This window comes from Klebsiella sp. 2-CIP_Kleb. (genome assembly GCF_050378715.1).
GTDB lineage: Bacteria > Pseudomonadota > Gammaproteobacteria > Enterobacterales > Enterobacteriaceae > Klebsiella > Klebsiella quasipneumoniae.
In genome coordinates this window covers 62,771-86,624 of record NZ_JBNRLG010000010.1, presented here as the reverse complement: position 1 = coordinate 86,624, position 23,854 = coordinate 62,771, and the positions used below count along the sequence as shown (strand labels likewise).

Annotated in this window: 21 protein-coding genes; 18 read left to right on the top strand and 3 right to left on the bottom strand. The window is 54.7% G+C overall.

Going from position 1 to position 23,854, the window contains the following annotated elements:
* Positions 1-9 precede the first annotated feature (9 nt).
* Positions 10-429, bottom strand: coding sequence for a D-ribose pyranase (gene rbsD, locus ACQUTP_RS23755; RefSeq protein WP_004202320.1), 420 nt, complete (start codon positions 427-429; stop codon positions 10-12).
* A gap of 184 nt (positions 430-613) precedes the next feature.
* Entirely contained in the window at positions 614-2,482 is a 1,869-nt protein-coding gene (gene kup, locus ACQUTP_RS23750) for a low affinity potassium transporter Kup (protein WP_004202319.1), read from the bottom strand.
* A 217-nt stretch (positions 2,483-2,699) separates the two neighbouring features.
* On the opposite strand from kup, the gene ravA reads away from it, so the two are divergent.
* Positions 2,700-4,199, top strand: a complete 1,500-nt coding sequence (ravA, locus tag ACQUTP_RS23745; RefSeq protein ID WP_004202318.1) for an ATPase RavA — start codon at positions 2,700-2,702, stop codon at positions 4,197-4,199.
* The gene (gene viaA / locus ACQUTP_RS23740; RefSeq protein WP_004202317.1) at positions 4,196-5,644 is read left to right on the top strand and encodes an ATPase RavA stimulator ViaA; all 1,449 of its coding nucleotides are present in this window, start codon (positions 4,196-4,198) and stop codon (positions 5,642-5,644) included. Before ravA ends, viaA begins: the two co-directional genes overlap by 4 nt.
* Before the next feature lie 3 nt (positions 5,645-5,647).
* Here viaA and asnA read toward each other — a convergent pair whose 3' ends face one another.
* Positions 5,648-6,640 carry an aspartate--ammonia ligase gene (asnA, locus tag ACQUTP_RS23735; protein ID WP_004202316.1) on the bottom strand — a complete coding sequence of 331 codons (993 nt, stop codon included), beginning with the start codon at positions 6,638-6,640 and terminating at the stop codon, positions 5,648-5,650.
* Positions 6,641-6,791: 151 nt separating this feature from the next.
* Here asnA and asnC point away from each other — a divergent pair, with 151 nt between their 5' ends.
* The 16 genes from asnC (at position 6,792) to pstS (ending at position 23,757) form a co-directional block, all read left to right on the top strand.
* Positions 6,792-7,250: a transcriptional regulator AsnC gene (asnC, locus tag ACQUTP_RS23730; protein ID WP_002882510.1), complete on the top strand. Its 459-nt coding sequence runs from the start codon at positions 6,792-6,794 to the stop codon at positions 7,248-7,250.
* Positions 7,251-7,349: 99 nt separating this feature from the next.
* Positions 7,350-7,790 carry an FMN-binding protein MioC gene (gene mioC / locus ACQUTP_RS23725; protein ID WP_004202315.1) on the top strand — a complete coding sequence of 147 codons (441 nt, stop codon included), beginning with the start codon at positions 7,350-7,352 and terminating at the stop codon, positions 7,788-7,790.
* A 381-nt stretch (positions 7,791-8,171) separates the two neighbouring features.
* Positions 8,172-10,061: a tRNA uridine-5-carboxymethylaminomethyl(34) synthesis enzyme MnmG gene (mnmG, locus tag ACQUTP_RS23720; protein WP_004202313.1), complete on the top strand. Its 1,890-nt coding sequence runs from the start codon at positions 8,172-8,174 to the stop codon at positions 10,059-10,061.
* A 115-nt stretch (positions 10,062-10,176) separates the two neighbouring features.
* The gene (gene rsmG, locus ACQUTP_RS23715; RefSeq protein WP_004202311.1) at positions 10,177-10,800 is read left to right on the top strand and encodes a 16S rRNA (guanine(527)-N(7))-methyltransferase RsmG; all 624 of its coding nucleotides are present in this window, start codon (positions 10,177-10,179) and stop codon (positions 10,798-10,800) included.
* 616 nt (positions 10,801-11,416) lie between these two features.
* Positions 11,417-11,797: a F0F1 ATP synthase subunit I gene (atpI, locus tag ACQUTP_RS23710; protein ID WP_004202310.1), complete on the top strand. Its 381-nt coding sequence runs from the start codon at positions 11,417-11,419 to the stop codon at positions 11,795-11,797.
* A gap of 8 nt (positions 11,798-11,805) precedes the next feature.
* Positions 11,806-12,621: a F0F1 ATP synthase subunit A gene (gene atpB, locus ACQUTP_RS23705; protein ID WP_004202309.1), complete on the top strand. Its 816-nt coding sequence runs from the start codon at positions 11,806-11,808 to the stop codon at positions 12,619-12,621.
* A gap of 48 nt (positions 12,622-12,669) precedes the next feature.
* Positions 12,670-12,909 carry a F0F1 ATP synthase subunit C gene (gene atpE, locus ACQUTP_RS23700; RefSeq protein WP_000429386.1) on the top strand — a complete coding sequence of 80 codons (240 nt, stop codon included), beginning with the start codon at positions 12,670-12,672 and terminating at the stop codon, positions 12,907-12,909.
* A 50-nt stretch (positions 12,910-12,959) separates the two neighbouring features.
* Positions 12,960-13,430 carry a F0F1 ATP synthase subunit B gene (atpF, locus tag ACQUTP_RS23695; protein ID WP_004107293.1) on the top strand — a complete coding sequence of 157 codons (471 nt, stop codon included), beginning with the start codon at positions 12,960-12,962 and terminating at the stop codon, positions 13,428-13,430.
* Positions 13,431-13,444: 14 nt separating this feature from the next.
* Positions 13,445-13,978: a F0F1 ATP synthase subunit delta gene (gene atpH / locus ACQUTP_RS23690; RefSeq protein ID WP_004202307.1), complete on the top strand. Its 534-nt coding sequence runs from the start codon at positions 13,445-13,447 to the stop codon at positions 13,976-13,978.
* Positions 13,979-13,990: 12 nt separating this feature from the next.
* On the top strand, positions 13,991-15,532 hold the full coding sequence (atpA, locus tag ACQUTP_RS23685; protein WP_004144995.1) for a F0F1 ATP synthase subunit alpha: 1,542 nt from the start codon (positions 13,991-13,993) through the stop codon (positions 15,530-15,532).
* 50 nt (positions 15,533-15,582) lie between these two features.
* Positions 15,583-16,446 (top strand): F0F1 ATP synthase subunit gamma, encoded by an 864-nt coding sequence (gene atpG, locus ACQUTP_RS23680; protein WP_004144996.1) that lies wholly within the window; start codon positions 15,583-15,585, stop codon positions 16,444-16,446.
* A gap of 26 nt (positions 16,447-16,472) precedes the next feature.
* Positions 16,473-17,855, top strand: a complete 1,383-nt coding sequence (gene atpD / locus ACQUTP_RS23675) for a F0F1 ATP synthase subunit beta (RefSeq protein ID WP_004144997.1) — start codon at positions 16,473-16,475, stop codon at positions 17,853-17,855.
* Positions 17,856-17,875: 20 nt separating this feature from the next.
* Positions 17,876-18,295, top strand: a complete 420-nt coding sequence (locus ACQUTP_RS23670; protein ID WP_001251971.1) for a F0F1 ATP synthase subunit epsilon — start codon at positions 17,876-17,878, stop codon at positions 18,293-18,295.
* 695 nt (positions 18,296-18,990) lie between these two features.
* Positions 18,991-20,361: a bifunctional UDP-N-acetylglucosamine diphosphorylase/glucosamine-1-phosphate N-acetyltransferase GlmU gene (gene glmU / locus ACQUTP_RS23665; RefSeq protein ID WP_285756240.1), complete on the top strand. Its 1,371-nt coding sequence runs from the start codon at positions 18,991-18,993 to the stop codon at positions 20,359-20,361.
* Between the two features lie 186 nt (positions 20,362-20,547).
* Positions 20,548-22,377, top strand: coding sequence for a glutamine--fructose-6-phosphate transaminase (isomerizing) (glmS, locus tag ACQUTP_RS23660; RefSeq protein ID WP_004202303.1), 1,830 nt, complete (start codon positions 20,548-20,550; stop codon positions 22,375-22,377).
* Positions 22,378-22,716: 339 nt separating this feature from the next.
* Positions 22,717-23,757: a phosphate ABC transporter substrate-binding protein PstS gene (gene pstS, locus ACQUTP_RS23655; protein ID WP_004150308.1), complete on the top strand. Its 1,041-nt coding sequence runs from the start codon at positions 22,717-22,719 to the stop codon at positions 23,755-23,757.
* The last annotated feature ends 97 nt before the right edge of the window (positions 23,758-23,854 follow it).

Genomic DNA, 23,854 nt, shown 5'->3' with positions numbered 1-23,854 from the left:
ACGGCGACCTCAGAACGTAACGCCGGCACAGAGAATGATATTCGCGAACGGGGAACACTCCCCGCTGCGAATTACCGCCTGACTGTCTGCGGTTTGTTTTTTGAACTGCTCATGACTGGTGTAACGAATTTCAATGGTATTTCCCTGGTGCTGCTGCAGCTGCTCAAGATGGTTGAGCAACGTCGCGTGGAGCTGCGGATTATGCGTCTTAATTTCCTCCGCGATGACAGCCGCTTCAACCTGCATTTCCGTCGTCACCACTTCCAGAACCTGCATAAATGAAGGTACGCCCTGGGTTAACGCCATATCGATGCGCGCGCTGCTGCGGGGAACCGGCAATCCGGCATCGCAGACCACCAGCGTATCGGTGTGACCCAGGCGGGAGATGACCGCGGAAATATCAGCGTTAAGTACGGTGCCTTTTTTCATTTTTCTCTTTTGCTCCACTAGCGAAACGTTTCGCTACAATAATTATTATCAATGTGTGAGCAGAAAACCATCACCAGAAGAGAGAAATGTGATCGCCATCGAAACGTTTCGCGAGACAGCGACAGGACATGACAAACGGAGTGAGAAACAAAAAGCCCTTCGCAACGGAAGGGCTTTTTTGACATCAGATTTCGACCTGAGTACCGAGCTCGATAACCCGGTTTGGCGGGATTTCAAACTGATCCGGCGCGCGCAGGGCGTTACGCTGCAACAGCAGATAAAGCTTGCCGCGCAGACGCAGATACCACGGCCGTTTGCCGATAATCAACGACTCATGGGACATAAAGAACGATGTCTCCATCATCCGGCAGCTGAGTCCTTCCAGGCCACAGCGATGGAACACCTCTTCGACATTTGGCGTTTCCCGCCAGCCGTAGCTGGCCACCACCCGCCAGAACGAGGGCGACAGCTGCTCAATCTGCACCCGGCGAACGTTATGCACGTAAGGCGCGTCCTCGGTGCGCAGGGTCAGGAGGATCACTCGCTCATGCAGCACCTTGTTGTGCTTCAGGTTATGCAGCAGGGCAAACGGGATCACGTTCAGGGCGCGGGACATATACACCGCGGTACCCGGGACGCGTACCGGCGGCGATTTCTCCAGTGAAGAGATCATCGCTTCCAGCGAGTTGCCGTGCTCGTGCATCCGACGCAGCAGGCGGAAGCGCTCGCTCTTCCAGGTGGTCATCACCGTAAACATCACCAGACCCAGGGATAACGGCAGCCAGCCGCCGGAGACAATCTTATCGAGGTTCGCCGAGAACAGCGGAACATCAATGCACAGGAAGGCCACCAGCATCAGCCCAACGAACAGCTTATTCCAGTGCCAGTTTTTGCGAGCCACCGTTGCCGAAAGGATGGAGGTCAGCACCATGGTGCCCGTTACCGCGATACCGTACGCCGCCGCCAGGTTAGAGGAGTGCTCGAAGCTGACGATGACGATCACTACCGAGACATACAGCAGCCAGTTAATAAACGGGATATAGATCTGCCCGGACTCCATTTCCGAGGTGTGGATGATGCGCATCGGCGACAGATAGCCCAGACGCACCGCCTGACGGGTTAAGGAGAAGACCCCGGAGATCACCGCCTGCGAGGCGATAACCGTCGCCAGCGTGGCGATAATCAGCATCGGGATCAGCGCCCACTCCGGCGCCAGCAGGAAGAACGGGTTTTTAATCGCTTCCGGATGCTTAAGCAGCAATGCCCCCTGGCCAAAATAGTTCAGCACCAGCGAAGGCAGTACGACGGAGAACCAGGCGACGCGGATCGGCAGTTTGCCGAAGTGCCCCATATCGGCGTACAGCGCTTCCACCCCGGTAATCGACAGCACCACCGCGCCAAGCGCAATAAAGGAAACGGTCTTGTACTGTAGGAAGAAGTGCACCGCCCAGTAGGGGTTCAGCGCCTGCAGAACTTCCGGGTTAGCGTAAATGCTTCGCGCGCCAAGCACCGCCAGCAACAGGAACCAGATCAGCATAATCGGCGCAAACAGCTTGCCGACCATCCCGGTCCCGTGCTTCTGGATCATAAACAGCAGGGTAAGCACGATAATGGAGATCGGCACAATCCAGCTATCGAGCTGCGGGGCGATAATTTCTAACCCCTCTATCGCCGACATGACCGAAATCGCCGGGGTTATCACCACTTCGCCATAGAAGAAACTGCCGCCGATCAGGCCGAGGATCACCAGCACAGAGGTCATCCGCGCCGAGGTATTGCGTCCGGCCAGTGACATCAGCGTTAAGATCCCGCCTTCCCCGGCGTTATCCGCCCGCATCACGAAGGTGATGTATTTAATCGATACGGTAAAGATTAACAGCCAGAAAATCAGCGACAAAAAGCCAAAAACGGCATCGCGCTCAACGCCAAAGCCAAACTGACCTGACAGGCATTCACGCAGGGTATACAGTGGACTGGTACCGATATCACCGTACACCACGCCGATGGCCGCCAGCGTTAACGCCGGCAACGATTGTTTATTATCAGTGCTCATAGACTAGTCTTTTCGTTTATAAAACAAATGTGTGCCTAGTCCCTTGGCCCACAAAAAGCGCACAGTATGCACGATTATTTGTGAAATCGTACCCCTAACAGACACCATATTAACCTGGCTCAAAAAAAATAAATCGATTCTTCAGGCTATTACCGCCCCTGCTCTAACATCTATACTCGTCCCAATAACGATACATGACAAAGCACGCAACTCAATTATGGCTCAAACACATTTACTGGCTGAAAGAATTTCCCGACTCAGCGCGGCACTCGAAAAAGGACTCTTTGAACGCAGCCACGCGATACGCCTGTGCCTGCTGGCGGCGCTCAGCGGCGAGAGCGTATTTTTGCTCGGTCCGCCGGGGATCGCCAAAAGCCTGATTGCCCGCCGCCTCAAGTTCGCCTTCCAGCAGGCGCGCGCTTTTGAATACCTGATGACCCGCTTTTCCACCCCGGAAGAGGTTTTTGGCCCACTGTCCATTCAGGCGCTGAAAGATGAAGGGCGCTACGAGCGTTTAACCGCCGGCTACCTGCCGGAAGCAGAAATCGTGTTCCTCGATGAAATATGGAAAGCGGGTCCGGCTATCCTCAACACCCTGCTGACGGCGATTAACGAACGTCACTTCCGCAATGGCGCTCACGAAGAGAAAATCCCAATGCGCCTGCTGGTGGCCGCCTCGAACGAACTCCCCGAAGCCGACAGCAGCCTGGAAGCGCTGTATGACCGAATGCTGATCCGTCTGTGGCTTGATAAAGTGCAGGATAAAGGAAATTTCCGTTCGATGCTGGTCAGCCAGCAGGATGAAAACAGCAATCCGGTGCCCAGCGCGCTGCAGGTAAGCGACGAGGAGTTTACGCAATGGCAGCAGCAGATCGGCAATATCAAACTACCGGACGCGGTGTTTGAGCTGATATTCCAGCTGCGCCAGCAGCTGGATGCCCTGCCAAACGCGCCGTACGTTTCAGATCGCCGCTGGAAAAAGGCCATTCGCCTGCTGCAGGCCAGCGCCTTCTTCAGCGGCCGCGACAGCATCGCGCCGATAGATCTTATCCTGCTGAAAGATTGTCTGTGGCACAACGTCGAGAGCATGCACCTGATGTCGCAGCAGCTGGAAACGCTGATGACCTGCCACGCCTGGCAGCAGCAGGCAATGCTGACGCGGCTCGGGGCGATTGTGCAGCGACGCATTCAAATCCAACAGCAGCAAAGTGACAAAACGGCGCTAAAGGTCACCCGCCTTGGCGGCATGTTTAGCCGCAAGCCGCACTATGAGCTGCCGGCGGAGATCCAGGGATCCACCCTGACCCTGCTGCTGCAGCAGCCGCTCAAACTTCACGATATGGAAGTGATCCACATTACTTTTGAGCGCGAGGCGTTAGCCAGCTGGCTGGAAAAAGGCGGCGAGATCCGCGGCAAGCTCAACGGGATCGGCTTTGCCCAACTGCTCAATATGGATGTCGACACCAGCCAGCATCTGGTCGTTCGCGACGTCAGCCTGCAGGGCTCACGCCTCGCGCTGCCCGGCAGCGCGTCGCAGGAGAACATGCCGGCGGAAATTCGCCAGCAGCTGGAGGCGCTGGACGATGAGTGGCACCAGCAACATAACCGCTTCAGCGAGCAGCAGAAGTGCCTGTTTATCCCGGTCGAGTGGCTGGGAAGAATCGAAGCCAGCCTGCAGGACGTCGGCGCGCAGATTAAACAGGCGAAGCAGCCATGACGCTGGATATGCTGAATGTCATGCTGGCAGTCAGCGAAGAGGGAATGATCGAGGAGATGCTGCTGGCGCTGCTGGCCTCTCCGCAGCTGGCGGTTTTCTTTGAGAAATTTCCCCGCCTGAAAAACATCATCGCGGCGGATATTCCGCGCTGGCGGGAAGCCGTTCGCGCCCGCTTAAAAGAGGTTAACATCCCGCCGGATCTGGACGCCGAAGTACAAACCTATCAGCAGGCTCAACTGCTCTCTACCTCACAGTTTATCGTCCAGCTACCGCAGATCCTCGGCAAGCTGCACCAGCTCCAGTCCCCTTTTGCCGCCCAGGCGCAGAAGCTGGTGGACGACAATGCTACCTTTACCCCGGCGCTGCATACGCTGTTTTTACAGCGCTGGCGCCTAAGCCTGGTGGTGCAAGCCACCAGCCTTAATCAGCAGTTGCTGGATGAGGAGCGCGATCAGTTGCTCAGTGAGGTCCAGGAACGAATGACACTCAGCGGTCAGCTCGATCCGGTGCTGGCGGAGAATGACACCGCCGCCGGACGCCTGTGGGATATGAGTGCCGGCGAACTGAAACGTGGCGACTATCAGCTGATTGTGCGCTATGGCGATTTTCTTAACCAGCAGCCGGAGCTGCTGCAGCTGGCGGAACAGCTGGGGCGTTCACGGGAAGCGAAATCCGTGCCGAAGAAAGACGCGCCGATGGAGACCTTCCGTAGTCTGGTGCGCGAGCCAGCGACGGTGCCGGAACAGGTCGACGGCCTCCAGCAGAGCGATGACATTCTGCGCCTGCTGCCGCCGGAGCTGGCGACGCTCGGCATCACGGAGCTGGAGTTTGAATTTTATCGCAAGCTGGTGGAGAAACAGCTCCTGACTTACCGGCTGCACGGTGACGCCTGGCGCGAAAAAATCACCGAACGCCCGGTGACGCGGCAGGATTTTGATGAACAGCCTCGCGGGCCCTTTATTGTCTGCGTCGATACCTCAGGATCGATGGGCGGTTTTAACGAGCAGTGCGCCAAAGCCTTTTGTCTGGCCCTGATGCGCGTCGCGCTGGCGGATAACCGCCGCTGCTTTATTATGCTGTTCTCCAGCGAAGTGGTGCACTACGAACTGACCTGCGAGGGCGGCCTGGAGCAGGCGATCCGCTTTCTGAGCCAGCGCTTTCGCGGCGGCACCGATCTGGCCAGCTGTTTTCGCGCCATTATTGAACGTCTGCAAAACCCGCAGTGGGTGGATGCGGATGCCGTGGTGATCTCCGACTTTATTGCCCAGCGGTTGCCGGATGAGGTGATTGCGCAGGTGGGGGAGCTACAGCGAAAGCATCAGCACCGTTTTCACGCGGTGGCGATGTCGGTACACGGCAAACCCGGCATCATGCGCATCTTCGATCATATCTGGCGCTTTGATACCGGGTTGCGTAGCCGCCTGCTGCGACGCTGGCGGCGCTAATCGTTACAGCAGCGCGGGAACGCTTTCGCGAACCTGTGCCGGCCATACGCCGCACTGCACCTGGCCGATATGGTCGAGCTGCAGCAGCAGCATCGTCAGGCGAGACTGGCCAATGCCGCCGCCGATAGTCTGCGGCATCTCGCCGCGCAGCAGCGCCTGGTGCCACTCCAGTTGCAGGCGATCTTCGTCGCCAGTCAGCGCCAGCTGGCGTTTTAGCGCCGCGGCGTCAACGCGGATCCCCATTGATGAGATCTCGAACGCATCTTCCAGCACCGGGTTCCACACCAGGATATCGCCGTTCAGTCCGGCAAAGCCTTCAGAAACCTCAGTGCTCCAGTCATCATAATCCGGCGCACGTACATCATGGCGCTTGCCATCAGAGAGTTTGCCGCCGATGCCGATTAAGAAGACGGCGCCCAGCTCTTTGGCAATCGCTCGCTCGCGGCCTTTGGCATCAAGATCCGGATAGCGACTCAGCAGCGCCTGGCTGTGAACAAAGTGGATCTGTTCCGGCAGGAACGGCGTCAGGCCAAATTCCTGGCTGACCGCCAGCTCGGTGGCTTTGATCCCGGCGTAGATCGCTTCGACGGTCGCCTTCAGCGTGCCGACGTGGCGCTCTTCATCCCCCATCACCCGCTCCCAGTCCCACTGGTCGACATAGACGGAGTGGATCGGCGTAAGACGGTCTTCATCGGGGCGAAGGGCCTTCATGTGCGTGTACAGCCCTTCGCCCGCGCTGAAGTCGTGTTGTCCCAGGGTTTGACGCTTCCATTTCGCCAGCGAATGAACCACTTCGAACTGGGCGTCGGGCAGTGTTTTCACTTTCACCTGAACCGCTTTCTCGCAGCCGGACAAGTTATCCTGCGTCCCATCGCCCACGCGGCTTAAGATTGGCGCCTGGACTTCAATCAGGCCAAGCTTCTCTTCCAGCTGACGGGAAAAATGGGATTTAACGAAACTGATCTGGCGTTGTTTTGCGATATAAGCGGTTTTCATTTTTATGACTCCTGCGTCCTGTTGCCATTGATTAAGCAACAAAACAGGCCGCCAATACAATAATCAATCAATAAAAAGGCTCGTCAACTTTTAATTCAACAAAATATAGAGCTAAAATAGTAAGAACCGTCAAACTTCATAAGAAAAAGATATGGAAAATTATCAGATCGACAATCTGGACCGCGGCATTCTCGATGCGCTCATGGCCAACGCCCGTACCGCCTATGCCGAACTGGCCAAACAATTCAGCGTCAGCCCGGGCACTATTCATGTGCGCGTCGAAAAGATGAAACAGGCGGGCATCATTACTGGCGCGCGCATTGACGTCAGCCCCAAACAGCTGGGCTATGACGTCGGCTGCTTCATCGGCATTATTCTCAAGAGCGCCAAAGACTATCCCTCCGCCCTCGCCCGCCTGGAAAGCCTGGAGGAGGTGACCGAGGCTTACTACACCACCGGCCACTACAGCATCTTTATTAAGGTGATGTGTAAATCCATCGATGCCCTGCAGCAGGTACTTATCAACAAGATCCAAACAATTGATGAAATTCAGTCCACTGAAACCCTGATCGTGCTGCAGAACCCGATCATGCGCACCATTAAGCCCTGATCGTTTTTTTTAATCCCACATTTTTCCACAGGTAGATCCCAGCTCGCTCACAGCGTACAATACGCCACTCTGAACAGTTGAGCGGGCGATCGGCGATCTATGGCAGACATTACACTTATCAGCGGCAGCACCCTGGGCAGTGCGGAATACGTAGCGGAGCATCTGGCAGAAAAGCTGGAAGAAGCAGGCTACAGCACTGAAATCCAGCACGGCCCGCTGGTGGACGATCTGCAGGCGCAAGGGATCTGGTTAGTTATCTCTTCCACCCATGGCGCCGGCGACATTCCCGACAACCTGGTTCCCTTCTATGACGTACTGCTGGCGCAGCAGGCCGATCTTTCCGCCGTGCGCTTTGGCGCCATCGGGATCGGCAGCCGTGAATACGACACTTTTTGCGGCGCGATCGATAAATTAGAAGCGGCGCTGAAGGCCTGCGGGGCAAAACAGATCGGCGAGACCCTGAAGATCAACGTGCTGGAACATGAAATTCCGGAGGATCCGGCGGAAATCTGGCTGGGATCCTGGAAAAATTTGCTCTGAGAATTGTAAAGATCGTCCGTTCTTCTGTGGATAACCATGCTTAAAAGCTTGGATCAACCGGTAGTTATCCAAAGAATAACCGGAGTATGGTTTTTGAGCTGTGCATAACCCTTCATTCTGATCCCAGCTTATACGGACCAGGATCACCGATCATTCACAGATAGTGATCCTTCTTAAGCTTTTGATCTTACTTCGTGGATCCGACTTATCCACAAAGAGAGTCGATCCTAATAAGAGATCACAATAGAACAGATCTCTATATAAAGATCTTCTTTTTAATACTCAGGATCCCGGAGTCTTTCTCAAAAGACCAAAGCCGAGTAGAATCCACGGCCCGGGCTTCAATCCATTTTCAAACCGCGTTATGCGAGGCAGACCACCATGTTTTATCAGGATCCTTTTGACGTCATTATCATTGGCGGGGGTCACGCAGGCACTGAGGCCGCAATGGCCGCAGCGCGTATGGGTCAACAGACCCTGCTTTTGACACACAATATCGACACGCTGGGGCAGATGAGCTGCAACCCGGCGATTGGCGGCATTGGGAAAGGACACCTGGTAAAAGAAGTGGACGCGCTCGGCGGTCTGATGGCCAAAGCGATCGATCAGGCAGGCATTCAGTTTAGGATACTAAACGCCAGCAAAGGCCCCGCGGTGCGCGCCACTCGCGCCCAGGCTGACCGCGTGCTGTACCGTCAGGCGGTACGCACTGCGCTGGAGAACCAGCCGAACCTGATGATCTTCCAGCAGGCAGTGGAAGATCTGATTGTCGAAAACGATCGTGTCGTAGGCGCGGTCACCCAGATGGGCCTCAAATTCCGTGCTAAAGCGGTGGTACTGACCGTCGGGACCTTCCTTGACGGCAAAATCCATATTGGTCTGGATAACTACAGCGGCGGACGCGCCGGCGACCCGCCGTCGATCCCGCTGTCTCGTCGCCTGCGTGAACTGCCGCTGCGCGTAAGCCGGCTGAAAACCGGGACCCCGCCGCGCATTGACGCGCGCACCATCGATTTCAGCGTGCTGGCGCAACAGCATGGCGATAACCCAATGCCGGTCTTCTCGTTTATGGGATCTGCCGATCAGCATCCGCGCCAGGTGCCGTGCTATATCACCCACACTAACGAGAAAACCCATGACGTGATCCGCAATAACCTCGATCGCAGCCCCATGTACGCCGGGGTGATCGAAGGGATCGGTCCACGCTACTGCCCGTCGATCGAAGACAAAGTCATGCGCTTTGCCGATCGCAACCAACATCAGATCTTCCTCGAACCGGAAGGCCTGACCTCAAACGAAATTTATCCGAACGGCATCTCCACCAGCCTGCCGTTCGATGTGCAAATGCAAATCGTCCGCTCAATGCAGGGGATGGAGAATGCGCGGATCGTCCGTCCTGGCTACGCTATTGAGTACGATTTCTTCGACCCGCGCGATCTGAAGCCGACGCTCGAGAGCAAATTCATTCAGGGTCTGTTCTTCGCCGGTCAGATCAACGGCACCACCGGTTATGAAGAAGCTGCGGCTCAGGGTCTGCTGGCCGGTCTTAACGCTGCTCGTTTCTCGGCGGAAAAAGAGGGCTGGGCACCGCGTCGCGATCAGGCCTACCTCGGCGTGCTGGTGGATGACCTGTGTACTCTGGGTACCAAAGAACCGTACCGCATGTTTACCTCTCGTGCAGAATATCGTCTGATGCTGCGCGAAGACAACGCCGACCTGCGTCTGACTGAGCAGGGGCGTGAGCTGGGTCTGGTGGATGATGAACGCTGGGCGCGTTACAACGAGAAGCTGGAAAGCATTGAGCGTGAACGCCAGCGCCTGAAATCGACCTGGGTGAACCCTCAGGCTGAGAGCGCTAACGAAGTGAACGCTCACCTGACCGCGCCGCTGTCGCGCGAAGCCAGCGGTGAAGATCTGCTGCGTCGTCCGGAAATGACCTACGAGCAGCTGGTTCAGCTCTCGCCGTTCGCGCCGGGGCTGGAAGATCGGCAGGCGGCTGAGCAGGTTGAGATCCAGGTGAAGTATGAAGGCTATATCGCGCGCCAGCAGGATGAGATCGAGAAACAGCAGCGCAACGAGAATACCTTGTTACCGGCGACACTCGACTACCGTCAGGTCACCGGACTGTCTAATGAAGTGATCGCTAAACTAAACGACCATAAACCGTCGTCGATAGGGCAGGCGTCACGTATTTCCGGGATCACCCCGGCGGCGATCTCTATTTTGCTGGTTTGGTTGAAAAAGCAGGGGATGCTGCGTCGCAGCGCCTGATTGCGGCAGCCTGCCGCGCTGATTTCCCAGTTGCATAATCAGCGTTCGCCTTTATCATTCCTGGCCCGGTAAGCGTTAGCGCCTCCGGGCTCATTATTTTTTGAAGGTACTTACCGTGCTCAACAAACTTTCTCGTCTGCTGGATGAAGCGGGTATTTTGCTCACCGATCACCAGAAAAATCAGCTGGTGGCTTACGTCGGGCTGCTCGATAAGTGGAACAAAGCCTATAACCTGACCTCCGTTCGCGATCCAAATGAGATGCTGGTGCGTCATATCCTGGACAGCATCGTCGTCGCGCCTTATCTGCAGGGCTCGCGCTTTATCGATGTCGGTACGGGACCGGGGCTGCCTGGGATCCCGTTGGCTATCGTGCGCCCGGAGTCGCATTTCACCCTGCTGGACAGCCTTGGCAAACGCGTGCGCTTCCTGCGTCAGGTGCAGCATGAGCTGAAGCTGGATAACGTTACCCCGGTGCAGAGCCGCGTGGAAGCTTTCCCGGCTGAGCCGCCGTTTGATGGCGTGATAAGCCGCGCCTTCGCATCGCTTAATGATATGGTGAGCTGGTGCCATCATTTGCCGGCCGCGAACGGTCACTTCTATGCGCTCAAAGGGTTAGCGCAAAAAGACGAAATGGAAAACCTGCCGGAAGGGTATGCCATAGCCGAGGTCATTGAGCTACATGTTCCTCAGCTGGAAGGGGAGCGGCACCTGGTGGTGATTACGCCAAAATCGAGTTAATTTTTATCAAAAAATGTGGAAAAAATGTGGCCCGTGAATGTTACAAAAATAAAGATCACCTCCCGATATTATCGGGCTGCATTTAACCATGCTTTTACTATGGTTTTTCTTGCGGTTAACTTAGCGTAACTGATTCACTGACAAAATAGTCAACTTTGAAAATATCAGGGTGCTAAAAATCGACAACGATAAACAGCATAGCGATGTTAAATTTTTATTATAAATGTCAATAAAAGGTTTTTATTGTATGTGGGGTTGTTTTAGATAATGTCCTCACTTTTTATCTTGAATATCAAAAGCATGAAAAATAGTGTTTTATGTCCTTGATTCATTAAAGGGCGCTTGAAATGTTTATTATGTGATCTAATGCACGCTTTAATTGCCGTGTTTCCACGTTATTTGCAGTTTTGTATGACCGCTCACAGAACGCTGAAATGCGCGGAAAGTTGTCCGTTGGAAAATAATTAAACATTTATTCACTATTTTGCTACTTATTGTTTGAAATCACGGGGCGTCACCGTATAATTTGTCCGCTTTTTGATGCTTGACTCTTCGTCTTAAAGGACGTTTTATACGACACGCGACATACCTCAAAGGGAGCAGGAGTAAAAACGTGATGTCAGTGTCGCTCTTGAGTCGAAACGTTGCTCGCAAGCTTCTGTTTATTCAGTTACTGGCAGTAATGGCAAGTGGACTGCTGTTCAGCCTCAAAGACCCCTTCTGGGGCATTTCCGCGGTATGCGGCGGTTTGGCAGTGGTTTTGCCAAATCTGATGTTTATGATTTTTGCCTGGCGTCATCAGGCGCATACACCAGCAAAAGGCCGTGTGGCCTGGACCTTCGCCTTCGGTGAAGCCTTCAAGGTGTTGCTGACCTTCGCCCTCCTGGCGGTGGCGCTGGCCGTTTTAAAAGTGGTATTTTTGCCACTGATCGTGACGTGGGTTTTGGTGCTGGTGGTACAAGTTCTGGCGCCAGCTGTAATCAACAACAAAGGGTAAAAGGCATCATGGCTTCAGAAAATATGACGCCGCAGGAATACATAGGTCACCATCTGAACAACCTTCAGATTGACCTGCGTACTTTCTCGCTGGTGGATCCGCACAACCCCCCGGCCACCTTCTGGACGCTCAACATTGACTCCATGTTCTTCTCGGTGGTTCTCGGTCTGCTGTTCCTGGCCATGTTCCGTAGCGTTGCTAAGAAAGCGACCAGCGGCGTACCAGGGAAATTCCAGACCTTCATCGAAATGATCATCGGCTTCGTCCATGGTAGCGTCAAAGACATGTACCATGGCAAGAGCAAGGTTATCGCGCCGCTGGCGCTGACCGTGTTCGTCTGGGTCTTCCTGATGAACCTGATGGACCTGCTGCCAATCGACCTGCTTCCTTATATCGGCGAACACATTTTCGGCCTGCCTGCACTGCGCGTGGTTCCGTCTGCTGACGTGAACATCACCCTGTCGATGGCGCTTGGCGTGTTCATCCTGATTCTTTTCTACAGCATCAAAATGAAAGGCGTGGGTGGGTTCGTTAAAGAACTGACCATGCAGCCGTTCAATCACTGGGCGTTCATTCCTGTCAACTTAATCCTTGAAGGGGTAAGCCTGCTGTCCAAACCGGTCTCTCTCGGTCTGCGACTGTTCGGCAACATGTATGCCGGTGAGCTGATTTTCATTCTGATTGCTGGTCTGTTGCCGTGGTGGTCACAGTGGGTTCTGAATGTGCCTTGGGCCATTTTCCACATCCTGATTATTACGCTGCAAGCCTTCATCTTCATGGTTCTGACGATTGTCTATCTATCGATGGCGTCTGAAGAGCATTGATTTTTACCAACACTACTACGTTTTAACTGAAACAAACTGGAGACTGTCATGGAAAACCTGAATATGGATCTGCTGTACATGGCTGCCGCTGTGATGATGGGTCTGGCGGCAATCGGTGCTGCGATCGGTATCGGCATCCTCGGAGGTAAATTCCTGGAAGGCGCAGCGCGTCAGCCGGATCTGATCCCTCTGCTGCGTACTCAGTTCTTTATCGTTATGGGTCTGGTGGATGCTATCCCGATGATCGCTGTAGGTCTGGGTCTGTACGTGATGTTCGCCGTCGCGTAGTAAGTTGTTAGAAACCTAAGCCACAGAGTTAATTAAAGAGGTATTGTGCTGTGAACATGAACGCAACAATCCTCGGCCAGGCCATCGCGTTTGTTATCTTCGTATGGTTCTGCATGAAGTACGTATGGCCGCCTTTAATGGCTGCCATCGAAAAACGCCAGAAAGAGATTTCTGACGGTTTAGCTTCTGCAGAACGCGCTAAGAAAGATTTGGACCTTGCACAGGCCAACGCGACCGACCAGCTGAAAAAAGCGAAAGCGGAAGCCCAGGTAATCATTGAGCAGGCGAACAAGCGCCGCTCTCAGATTCTGGACGAAGCTAAAGCTGAAGCAGAACAGGAACGCACCAAAATCGTTGCACAAGCGCAGGCTGAAATTGATGCTGAGCGTAAACGTGCACGCGAGGAGCTGCGTAAGCAGGTCGCTATCCTGGCTGTTGCTGGCGCCGAGAAGATCATCGAACGTTCCGTGGATGAAGCTGCTAACAGCGACATCGTGGATAAACTTGTCGCTGAACTGTAAGGAGGGAGGGGCTGATGTCTGAATTTGTAACGGTAGCTCGCCCCTACGCCAAAGCAGCTTTTGACTTTGCCGTCGAACACAACAGTGTTGAACGCTGGCAGGATATGCTGGCGTTTGCCGCCGAAGTGACCAAAAACGATCAAATGGCAGAGCTTCTCTCCGGTGCTTTGGCGCCGGAAACGCTCTCAGAAGCGTTTATCGCTATCTGCGGCGAGCAACTTGACGAAAACGGCCAGAACCTGATTAAGGTGATGGCGGAAAATAATCGTCTGAAGGTGCTCCCGGACGTTCTTGAGCAATTCATTCACCTGCGCGCGGCCAGTGAGGCCATCGCAGAGGTAGAAGTCATATCTGCCAACCAACTGAGTGATGAACAGCTTGCCAGGATCGTCAGCGCGATGGAAAAACGTCTGTCACGCAAAGTTAAGCTGAATTGCAAAATCGATAAGTCTGTTATGGCAGGTATTATCATCCGTGCGGGTGATATGGTCATTGATGGCAGCGTACGCGGCCGTCTTGATCGCCTTGCAGACGTCTTGCAGTCTTAAGGGGACTGGAGCATGCAACTGAATTCCACCGAAATCAGCGAACTGATCAAGCAGCGCATTGCTCAGTTCAATGTTGTGAGCGAAGCTCATAACGAAGGTACTATTGTTTCTGTAAGTGACGGTGTTATCCGCATCCACGGCCTTGCCGAATGTATGCAGGGTGAGATGATCTCCCTGCCGGGTAACCGTTACGCTATCGCACTGAACCTGGAGCGCGACTCCGTCGGTGCGGTGGTGATGGGTCCGTACGCTGACCTCGCCGAAGGCATGAAGGTGAAATGTACTGGCCGTATCCTGGAAGTTCCGGTTGGTCGTGGCCTGCTGGGCCGCGTGGTTAACACCCTGGGCGCGCCAATTGATGGTAAAGGTCCGCTGGAAAACGACGGTTTCTCCGCCGTTGAAGCGATCGCGCCGGGCGTAATCGAACGTCAGTCCGTCGATCAGCCGGTACAGACCGGTTATAAATCCGTTGACGCCATGATCCCAATCGGTCGTGGTCAGCGTGAACTGATCATCGGCGACCGTCAGACCGGTAAAACTGCGCTGGCTATCGATGCCATCATCAACCAGCGTGATTCCGGCATCAAGTGCGTCTATGTTGCTATCGGCCAGAAAGCGTCCACCATCTCTAACGTGGTGCGTAAACTGGAAGAGCACGGCGCGCTGGCTAACACCATCGTGGTGGTAGCGACTGCATCCGAATCTGCTGCACTGCAATACCTGGCGCCATACGCCGGTTGCGCAATGGGCGAATACTTCCGCGACCGCGGTGAAGATGCGCTGATCGTATACGATGACCTGTCTAAACAGGCTGTTGCTTATCGTCAGATCTCCCTGCTGCTCCGTCGTCCGCCAGGACGTGAAGCGTTCCCGGGCGACGTATTCTACCTCCACTCTCGTCTGCTGGAGCGTGCTGCGCGTGTTAACGCCGAATACGTTGAAGCCTTCACCAAAGGTGAAGTGAAAGGGAAAACCGGCTCCCTGACCGCGCTGCCGATTATCGAAACCCAGGCGGGTGACGTTTCCGCGTTCGTTCCGACCAACGTAATCTCCATTACCGATGGTCAGATCTTCCTGGAAACCAACCTGTTCAACGCCGGTATTCGTCCTGCGGTTAACCCGGGTATCTCGGTATCCCGTGTGGGTGGTGCAGCGCAGACCAAGATCATGAAGAAACTGTCCGGTGGTATCCGTACCGCGCTGGCGCAGTATCGTGAACTGGCGGCGTTCTCCCAGTTTGCATCCGACCTCGACGATGCAACCCGCAAACAGCTGGACCACGGTCAGAAAGTGACCGAACTGCTGAAACAGAAACAGTATGCGCCGATGTCCGTCGCGCAGCAGTCTCTGGTTCTGTTCGCAGCAGAACGTGGTTATCTGGCTGATGTAGAACTGGCGAAAATCGGTAGCTTCGAAGCCGCACTGCTGGCTTACGTCGACCGTGATCACGCTCCGCTGATGCAAGAGATTAACCAGTCCGGTGGCTATAACGACGAAATCGAAGGCAAGCTGAAAGGCATCCTCGATTCCTTCAAAGCAACCCAGTCCTGGTAACGTCTGGCGGTCTGTCTTAGGGCAGGCCGCAAGGCATTGAGGAGAAGCTCATGGCCGGCGCAAAAGAGATACGTAGTAAGATCGCAAGCGTCCAGAACACGCAAAAGATCACTAAAGCGATGGAGATGGTCGCCGCTTCCAAAATGCGTAAATCGCAGGAGCGCATGGCGGCCAGCCGTCCTTACGCAGATACTATGCGCAAAGTGATTGGTCACCTTGCGAACGGTAATCTGGAATATAAGCACCCTTACCTGGAAGAACGCGACGTTAAGCGCGTGGGCTACCTGGTGGTGTCGACCGACCGTGGTTTGTGCGGCGGCTTGAACATTAACCTGTTCAAGAAACTGCTGGCGGAAATGAAAGCATGGTCCGATAAAGGCGTTCAGTGCGACCTCGCAATGATCGGCTCTAAGGGCGTCTCTTTCTTTAACTCCGTTGGCGGCAACGTTGTTGCACAGGTGACCGGTATGGGGGATAACCCATCCCTGTCCGAACTGATCGGCCCGGTAAAAGTGATGTTGCAGGCCTATGATGAAGGCCGTCTGGACAAGCTGTACGTTGTCAGCAACAAATTTATTAACACCATGTCTCAGGTTCCGACGATCACTCAGCTGCTGCCGTTACCGGCATCAGAAGACGCTGATCTGAAACGTAAATCCTGGGATTACCTGTATGAGCCCGATCCGAAAGCGCTGCTGGATACCCTCCTGCGCCGCTACGTCGAGTCTCAGGTTTATCAGGGCGTGGTTGAAAACCTGGCCAGCGAGCAGGCCGCCCGTATGGTGGCGATGAAAGCCGCGACCGATAATGGCGGCAGCCTGATTAAAGAGCTGCAGTTGGTATACAACAAAGCTCGTCAGGCCAGCATTACTCAGGAACTCACCGAGATCGTCTCGGGGGCCGCCGCGGTTTAACCAGGTTATTTCGTAGAGGATTTAAGATGGCTACTGGAAAAATTGTCCAGGTAATCGGCGCCGTGGTCGACGTCGAGTTCCCTCAGGATGCCGTACCACGCGTGTACGAAGCCCTTGAGGTACAGAATGGTAATGAAGTTCTGGTGCTGGAAGTTCAGCAGCAGCTGGGCGGCGGTATCGTGCGTACCATCGCTATGGGTTCTTCCGATGGTCTGCGCCGCGGTCTGGATGTAAAAGACCTCGAGCACCCGATCGAAGTCCCGGTTGGTAAAGCTACGCTGGGTCGTATCATGAACGTACTGGGTCAACCGGTCGACATGAAAGGCGACATCGGCGAAGAAGAGCGTTGGGCTATCCACCGCGCAGCACCGTCCTATGAAGAGCTGTCCAGCTCTCAGGAACTGCTGGAAACCGGCATCAAAGTTATCGACCTGATGTGTCCGTTCGCGAAGGGCGGTAAAGTCGGTCTGTTCGGTGGTGCGGGTGTCGGTAAAACCGTAAACATGATGGAGCTGATCCGTAACATCGCGATCGAGCACTCCGGTTACTCCGTGTTTGCGGGCGTAGGTGAGCGTACTCGTGAGGGTAACGACTTCTACCACGAAATGACCGACTCCAACGTTATCGATAAAGTATCCCTGGTGTACGGCCAGATGAACGAGCCGCCGGGAAACCGTCTGCGCGTTGCGCTGACCGGCCTGACCATGGCTGAGAAATTCCGTGATGAAGGTCGTGACGTACTGCTGTTCGTCGATAACATCTATCGTTACACCCTGGCCGGTACGGAAGTATCCGCACTGCTGGGTCGTATGCCTTCAGCGGTAGGTTATCAGCCGACCCTGGCGGAAGAGATGGGCGTTCTGCAGGAACGTATCACCTCCACCAAAACCGGTTCTATCACCTCCGTACAGGCGGTATACGTACCGGCGGATGACTTAACTGACCCATCCCCAGCCACTACCTTTGCTCACTTAGATGCAACCGTAGTACTGAGCCGTCAGATCGCTTCCCTGGGTATCTACCCGGCTGTTGACCCGCTGGACTCCACCAGCCGTCAGCTGGATCCGCTGGTTGTTGGTCAGGAACACTACGACACCGCGCGTGGCGTGCAGTCCATCCTGCAGCGTTATCAGGAACTGAAAGACATCATCGCCATCCTCGGTATGGACGAACTGTCTGAAGAAGACAAACTGGTGGTAGCTCGCGCACGTAAGATCCAGCGCTTCCTGTCCCAGCCGTTCTTCGTGGCTGAAGTCTTTACCGGTTCTCCGGGCAAATACGTGGCGCTGAAAGACACCATCCGTGGCTTTAAAGGCATCATGGAAGGCGAATACGATCACCTGCCAGAGCAGGCGTTCTACATGGTCGGTTCCATCGACGAAGCCGTGGAAAAAGCCAAAAAACTTTAACGCCTTAATCGGAGGGTGATATGGCAATGACTTACCACCTGGACGTCGTCAGCGCAGAGCAACAAATGTTCTCTGGTCTGGTCGAAAAAATCCAGGTAACGGGTAGCGAAGGTGAACTGGGTATTTACCCGGGACACGCACCGCTGCTCACCGCCATTAAGCCTGGTATGATTCGCATCGTTAAACAGCACGGTCATGAAGAGTTTATCTATCTGTCCGGCGGCATTCTTGAAGTGCAGCCTGGCAGCGTGACCGTCCTGGCGGATACCGCAATTCGTGGTCAGGACCTCGACGAAGCGCGAGCGCTGGAAGCGAAACGCAAAGCGGAAGAGCACATTAAGAGCTCTCACGGCGATGTGGATTACGCTCAGGCGTCTGCGGAACTGGCCAAAGCGATCGCTAAACTGCGCGTTATCGAGTTGACCAAAAAAGCGATGTAACACCGGCTTGAACGTAAAAAGCCAGTCTGGTTTCCAGGCTGGCTTTTTTTATGCCCAGCTGCTGACGAGCGGATGAAGTGAAAACAGAATTCACCCTTAATTGTTATTGATTAGTTAAATGATGAAGCGTAGACTCTATTTTATGTGATGTATATCACATAAAATAGCGTTATCAAACTGCACCTGCGTCAGGAAATCATCATGAAACTGTTCCATAAAATCATCGCTAAATTTAGCGTCCTGAGCTTCTAAGCTCCGCGCTATCCCCCCCGCTGACACGACGTATCGCCCATCAAAACGACAACACTGGCGATGTGAAACCGGGCAAAGAAGGTCACCTGACGGTGGCCTTTCGTTTTTTATCGCTACATCAATCACTTTGCCGCCCTCCCCCGCCAGCGACTGGCGACGATTATCCTAGTTCTTCCCGCTGTGGGTACTGAAAATCGCTTTCCGCAGCGGCTTTATTCAGGTGGCGAAAAAACAGCAAAAGCAGTGAGATAGTCAATGATTATCCTCCCCGCCCTCCTTTTTCAGCGTTAAACTGATTTGCAGTGGTTAAAAATAGCGTCATAAAATGGTGTATAGCAGTGAGCCTGGACGTTTTCTCCACGTCTCGTTTTATGATGAAAAATATGTAGAAATTTCAACGTGAAAGGCTTTTACTTTTCGTTCTAACTACCGTCAGGATGAGTATGTCAAATAGTGCGATGAGCGTGGTTATCCTTGCCGCAGGCAAAGGGACCCGCATGTATTCCGATCTTCCTAAGGTGCTGCATACCCTGGCCGGGAAGCCAATGGTGCAGCATGTCATTGATGCCGCTAACGATTTAGGCGCATGTGCGGTACACCTGGTGTATGGCCACGGTGGCGATCTGCTGCGTCAGACGCTGCATGAAGACAACCTGAACTGGGTGCTACAGGCCGAGCAGCTCGGAACCGGACACGCCATGCAGCAGGCGGCGCCGTTCTTCAATGATGATGAAGACATCCTGATGCTCTATGGCGACGTGCCGCTGATCTCCGTCGAGACGCTACAGCGCCTGCGCGCCGCGAAGCCGCAGGGCGGGATTGGTCTGCTGACGGTGAAGCTGGATGATCCAACCGGCTACGGCCGCATTACCCGTGAAAATGGCCAGGTGACGGGCATCGTTGAGCACAAAGATGCCAGCGAGGCGCAGCGCCAGATCCAGGAAATCAACACCGGGATCCTGATCGCCGGCGGAGCAGACCTCAAGCGCTGGCTGGCGAATCTCACCAATAACAACGCCCAGGGCGAATACTACATCACCGATATCATCGCCATGGCGCATCAGGAAGGTCGCGAGATCGTTGCCGTGCATCCCCAGCGCCTGAGCGAAGTCGAAGGCGTCAACAACCGCCTGCAGCTTGCGCGCCTGGAGCGCGTCTACCAGGCTGAGCAAGCGGAAAAGCTGCTGCTGGCGGGAGTGATGCTGCGCGATCCGGCGCGTTTCGATCTGCGCGGTAAGCTGCAGCACGGGCGCGATGTGGAGATCGATACTAACGTTATTCTGGAAGGCAACGTGGTGTTGGGCGATCGTGTGAAAATCGGCGCCGGCTGCGTGATCAAAAACAGCACCATCGGCGATGATTGCGAAATCAGCCCCTACAGCGTGGTGGAAGATGCCCAGCTGCAGGCGGCCTGCACCATCGGTCCATTTGCCCGTCTGCGCCCGGGCGCCGAACTGCTGGAAGGCGCCCACGTTGGCAACTTCGTGGAAATGAAAAAAGCGCGTCTCGGCAAAGGCTCCAAGGCGGGTCATCTGACCTATCTGGGCGATGCGGAGATCGGTGATAACGTCAATATCGGCGCGGGCACCATCACCTGCAACTACGATGGCGCGAATAAACATAAAACGATTATTGGCGACGATGTCTTTGTCGGCTCGGATACCCAGCTGGTGGCCCCGGTTACGGTAGGCAACGGCGTCACTATCGCCGCCGGCACCACCGTCACACGCAATATCGCCGATAACGAACTGGTGTTGAGCCGCGTGCCGCAGGTCCATAAGCAGGGCTGGCAGCGTCCGGTGAAGAAAAAATGAACAGAATTGTCGCCGGGGGTGTACAACGCCCGGCGAACCAGGATGAGAGGGTCAACATAGATCCCCGTCCGCAGGCAGTACCATAACAATAACCCCACTCTCTACAAGGCTCGGGGCGCCCGGGAAACGGGCAAATACAGGTCAGCGACAACGCATGGCATATCGCCATTATCAGGAAATTTAACTATGTGTGGAATTGTTGGCGCAGTCGCGCAGCGTGATATTGCTGAAATCCTTCTCGAAGGTTTACGTCGTCTGGAATACCGTGGCTATGACTCTGCCGGTCTGGCGGTAGTCGACAGCGAAGGTCATATGACTCGCGTGCGTCGCCTGGGTAAGGTACAGATGCTGGCTCAGGCGGTCGAAGAGCAACCGTTACACGGTGGTACCGGGATCGCCCATACTCGCTGGGCGACGCACGGCGAACCGTCTGAGAGCAATGCGCATCCGCATGTTTCTGAACACATTGTGGTGGTCCATAACGGGATCATCGAAAACCACGAGCCGCTGCGCGCATTGCTGCAGTCTCGCGGCTATGTCTTCGTCACTGAGACCGATACCGAAGTTATCGCCCATCTGGTGCACTGGGAGCTGGAACAAGGTGGAACCTTGCGTGAAGCCGTGCTGCGCGCCATCCCGCAGCTGCGCGGCGCTTACGGCACCGTAATCATGGATACCCGCGACCCGGGAACCCTGCTGGCGGCCCGCTCCGGTAGCCCGCTGGTTATCGGTCTGGGCATGGGGGAAAACTTTATCGCTTCCGACCAGCTGGCGCTGCTGCCGGTTACCCGCCGCTTCATCTTCCTTGAAGAAGGCGACATTGCGGAAGTGACTCGTCGCTCGGTGGTGATTTTCGATAAATCCGCTGCGCAAGTGAAGCGTCAGGAGATCGAATCCAATCTGCAGTATGACGCCGGCGATAAAGGTATCTATCGCCACTATATGCAGAAAGAGATTTTCGAACAGCCAAATGCGATTAAGAACACCCTGACCGGGCGTATCAGCCACGGCGAAATCGATCTCAGCGAGCTGGGGCCGAACGCCAATGAAATGCTGGCTCAGGTTGAACATATTCAGATTGTTGCCTGCGGGACCTCCTATAACTCCGGGATGGTCTCCCGCTATTGGTTCGAGGCGTTAGCCGGCGTGCCGTGCGATGTGGAAATCGCCTCCGAATTCCGCTATCGCAAGTCTGCGGTGCGTCGTAACAGCCTGATGATCACCCTTTCCCAGTCTGGTGAAACCGCCGATACCCTGGCGGCGCTGCGTTTGTCGAAAGAGCTGGGCTATCTCGGCTCGCTGGCCATCTGCAACGTGCCGGGCTCGTCGCTGGTGCGTGAATCCGATCTGGCGCTGATGACCAAAGCCGGAACGGAAATTGGTGTGGCCTCGACCAAGGCCTTTACCACTCAGCTGACGGTGCTGCTGATGCTGGTGGCGAAACTGGCGCGATTGAAAGGCCAGGATGCGTCCATTGAGCATGATATCGTCCACGGCCTGCAGGCGCTGCCGAACCGTATCGAGCAGATGCTCTCCCAGGACAAGCGTATTGAGCAGCTGGCAGAGCGTTTCTCTGATAAGCATCATGCGCTGTTCCTTGGCCGTGGCGATCAGTACCCGATCGCTATGGAAGGGGCGCTGAAGCTGAAAGAGATCTCCTATATTCACGCGGAAGCCTACGCGGCAGGCGAGCTTAAGCACGGCCCGCTGGCGCTGATTGATGCGGAAATGCCGGTGATCGTAGTGGCGCCGAACAATGAGCTGCTGGAAAAACTGAAATCCAACATCGAAGAGGTTCGCGCCCGCGGCGGTGAGCTGTACGTTTTCGCCGACGGTGACGCCGGCTTCAACGGCAGCGACAACATGCACATCATTGAGATGCCGCATGTCGAAGAGAGCATCGCGCCTATCTTCTACACCGTACCGCTGCAGCTGCTGGCTTATCACGTTGCGCTGATCAAAGGCACTGACGTTGATCAGCCGCGTAACCTGGCGAAATCGGTCACGGTTGAGTAACGTATTATCTCTTTTGCAAAGGGCTGCCGGCGGCGGCCCTTTTTTATTTTTACCTGCTGTTTTTCGCCGATCTTGTGCGCAATATCTGGGGAGGCGATAGATGACAAACGATCGTTTTGCTCTGTGATTTCGCTGTCATAAAAAGAAAATTATTCTGTCATTGTGTGGTCATGCTAGTAGATAACCATTTGAGTTATAAGCGTATTATTTGACGTGAAATCCCCCCTCCCGGCGTGTCATAAAACTGTCATAATTCGTACATTTTACTGTCACCTCTTTGACCTATTTTGCTCACCATAGCCTCGAAACAATGATTTACGAATCCCAGCAGGAGACATTATGAACGTTATGCGTACCACCGTCGCAACAGTTGTCGCCGCGACCTTATCGATGAGCGCTTTCTCTGCTTTCGCAGCAGCAAGCCTGACTGGCGCAGGTGCAACTTTTCCTGCGCCGGTGTATGCCAAATGGGCTGACACCTATCAGAAAGAAACTGGCAATAAAGTGAACTACCAGGGTATTGGTTCCTCTGGTGGCGTTAAACAGATTATTGCCAACACCGTGGATTTCGGTGCTTCTGATGCTCCGCTGGCTGATGACAAACTGACCCAGGAAGGCCTGTTCCAGTTCCCGACCGTGATTGGCGGCGTGGTGCTGGCGGTTAACCTGCCTGGCGTGAAATCCGGCGAGCTGGTGCTGGATGGCAAAACCCTCGGCGATATCTACCTGGGTAAAATTAAAAAATGGGATGACGAAGCGATCGCTAAGCTCAACCCGGGTCTGAAGCTGCCGTCGCAGAATATCGCCGTGGTTCGCCGCGCCGATGGTTCCGGTACCTCCTTCGTCTTTACCAGCTACCTGTCCAAAGTGAATGAAGAGTGGAAATCGAAAATCGGCGCAGGCTCTACCGTTAACTGGCCAACCGGTCTGGGCGGTAAAGGCAACGACGGTATCGCCGCTTTTGTTCAGCGTCTGCCGGGCTCGATTGGTTACGTCGAATACGCTTACGCCAAGCAAAACAACCTGGCGTACACCAAACTGGTCTCTGCCGACGGCAAGCCGGTTAGCCCGACTGAAGACAACTTCGCTAACGCCGCAAAAGGCGTTGACTGGAGCAAGTCTTTCGCTCAGGACCTGACTAACCAGAAAGGTGAAAACGCATGGCCGATCACCTCAACCACCTTCATCCTGGTGCATAAGGCGACGAACAAGCCTGAGCAGACCGCCGAAGTGCTGAAGTTCTTTGACTGGGCGTATAAAAACGGCGGGAAAGAAGCCAATGCGCTGGATTACGCGACGCTGCCGGAAAGCGTGGTAGAGCAGGTTCGTGCGGCATGGAAAACCAACGTCAAAGACAGCAGCGGTAAAGCGCTGTACTAACAGTAGATTTTTGACGAAGATGGCGGGGGCGTTCAGGCGCTGCCCGCCCTACGGTTCAGACTGTAGGCCCGGGAGCCAACGCCACCGGGCATTTATT

Excerpts from the sequence above, each read along its gene's own strand:
- atpI (WP_004202310.1), top strand. The coding sequence starts at position 11,417 with ATGTCAGTGTCGCTCTTGAGTCGAAACGTTGCTCGCAAGCTTCTGTTT.
- atpG (WP_004144996.1), top strand. The coding sequence starts at position 15,583 with ATGGCCGGCGCAAAAGAGATACGTAGTAAGATCGCAAGCGTCCAGAAC.
- viaA (WP_004202317.1), top strand. The coding sequence starts at position 4,196 with ATGACGCTGGATATGCTGAATGTCATGCTGGCAGTCAGCGAAGAGGGA.
- mioC (WP_004202315.1), top strand. The coding sequence starts at position 7,350 with ATGGCAGACATTACACTTATCAGCGGCAGCACCCTGGGCAGTGCGGAA.
- atpH (WP_004202307.1), top strand. The coding sequence starts at position 13,445 with ATGTCTGAATTTGTAACGGTAGCTCGCCCCTACGCCAAAGCAGCTTTT.
- asnC (WP_002882510.1), top strand. The coding sequence starts at position 6,792 with ATGGAAAATTATCAGATCGACAATCTGGACCGCGGCATTCTCGATGCG.
- ACQUTP_RS23670 (WP_001251971.1), top strand. The coding sequence starts at position 17,876 with ATGGCAATGACTTACCACCTGGACGTCGTCAGCGCAGAGCAACAAATG.
- atpD (WP_004144997.1), top strand. The coding sequence starts at position 16,473 with ATGGCTACTGGAAAAATTGTCCAGGTAATCGGCGCCGTGGTCGACGTC.
- asnA (WP_004202316.1), bottom strand. The coding sequence starts at position 6,640 with ATGAAAACCGCTTATATCGCAAAACAACGCCAGATCAGTTTCGTTAAA.
- ravA (WP_004202318.1), top strand. The coding sequence starts at position 2,700 with ATGGCTCAAACACATTTACTGGCTGAAAGAATTTCCCGACTCAGCGCG.
- pstS (WP_004150308.1), top strand. The coding sequence starts at position 22,717 with ATGAACGTTATGCGTACCACCGTCGCAACAGTTGTCGCCGCGACCTTA.
- rbsD (WP_004202320.1), bottom strand. The coding sequence starts at position 429 with ATGAAAAAAGGCACCGTACTTAACGCTGATATTTCCGCGGTCATCTCC.
- atpA (WP_004144995.1), top strand. The coding sequence starts at position 13,991 with ATGCAACTGAATTCCACCGAAATCAGCGAACTGATCAAGCAGCGCATT.
- atpE (WP_000429386.1), top strand. The coding sequence starts at position 12,670 with ATGGAAAACCTGAATATGGATCTGCTGTACATGGCTGCCGCTGTGATG.
- glmS (WP_004202303.1), top strand. The coding sequence starts at position 20,548 with ATGTGTGGAATTGTTGGCGCAGTCGCGCAGCGTGATATTGCTGAAATC.
- kup (WP_004202319.1), bottom strand. The coding sequence starts at position 2,482 with ATGAGCACTGATAATAAACAATCGTTGCCGGCGTTAACGCTGGCGGCC.
- glmU (WP_285756240.1), top strand. The coding sequence starts at position 18,991 with ATGTCAAATAGTGCGATGAGCGTGGTTATCCTTGCCGCAGGCAAAGGG.
- atpB (WP_004202309.1), top strand. The coding sequence starts at position 11,806 with ATGGCTTCAGAAAATATGACGCCGCAGGAATACATAGGTCACCATCTG.
- mnmG (WP_004202313.1), top strand. The coding sequence starts at position 8,172 with ATGTTTTATCAGGATCCTTTTGACGTCATTATCATTGGCGGGGGTCAC.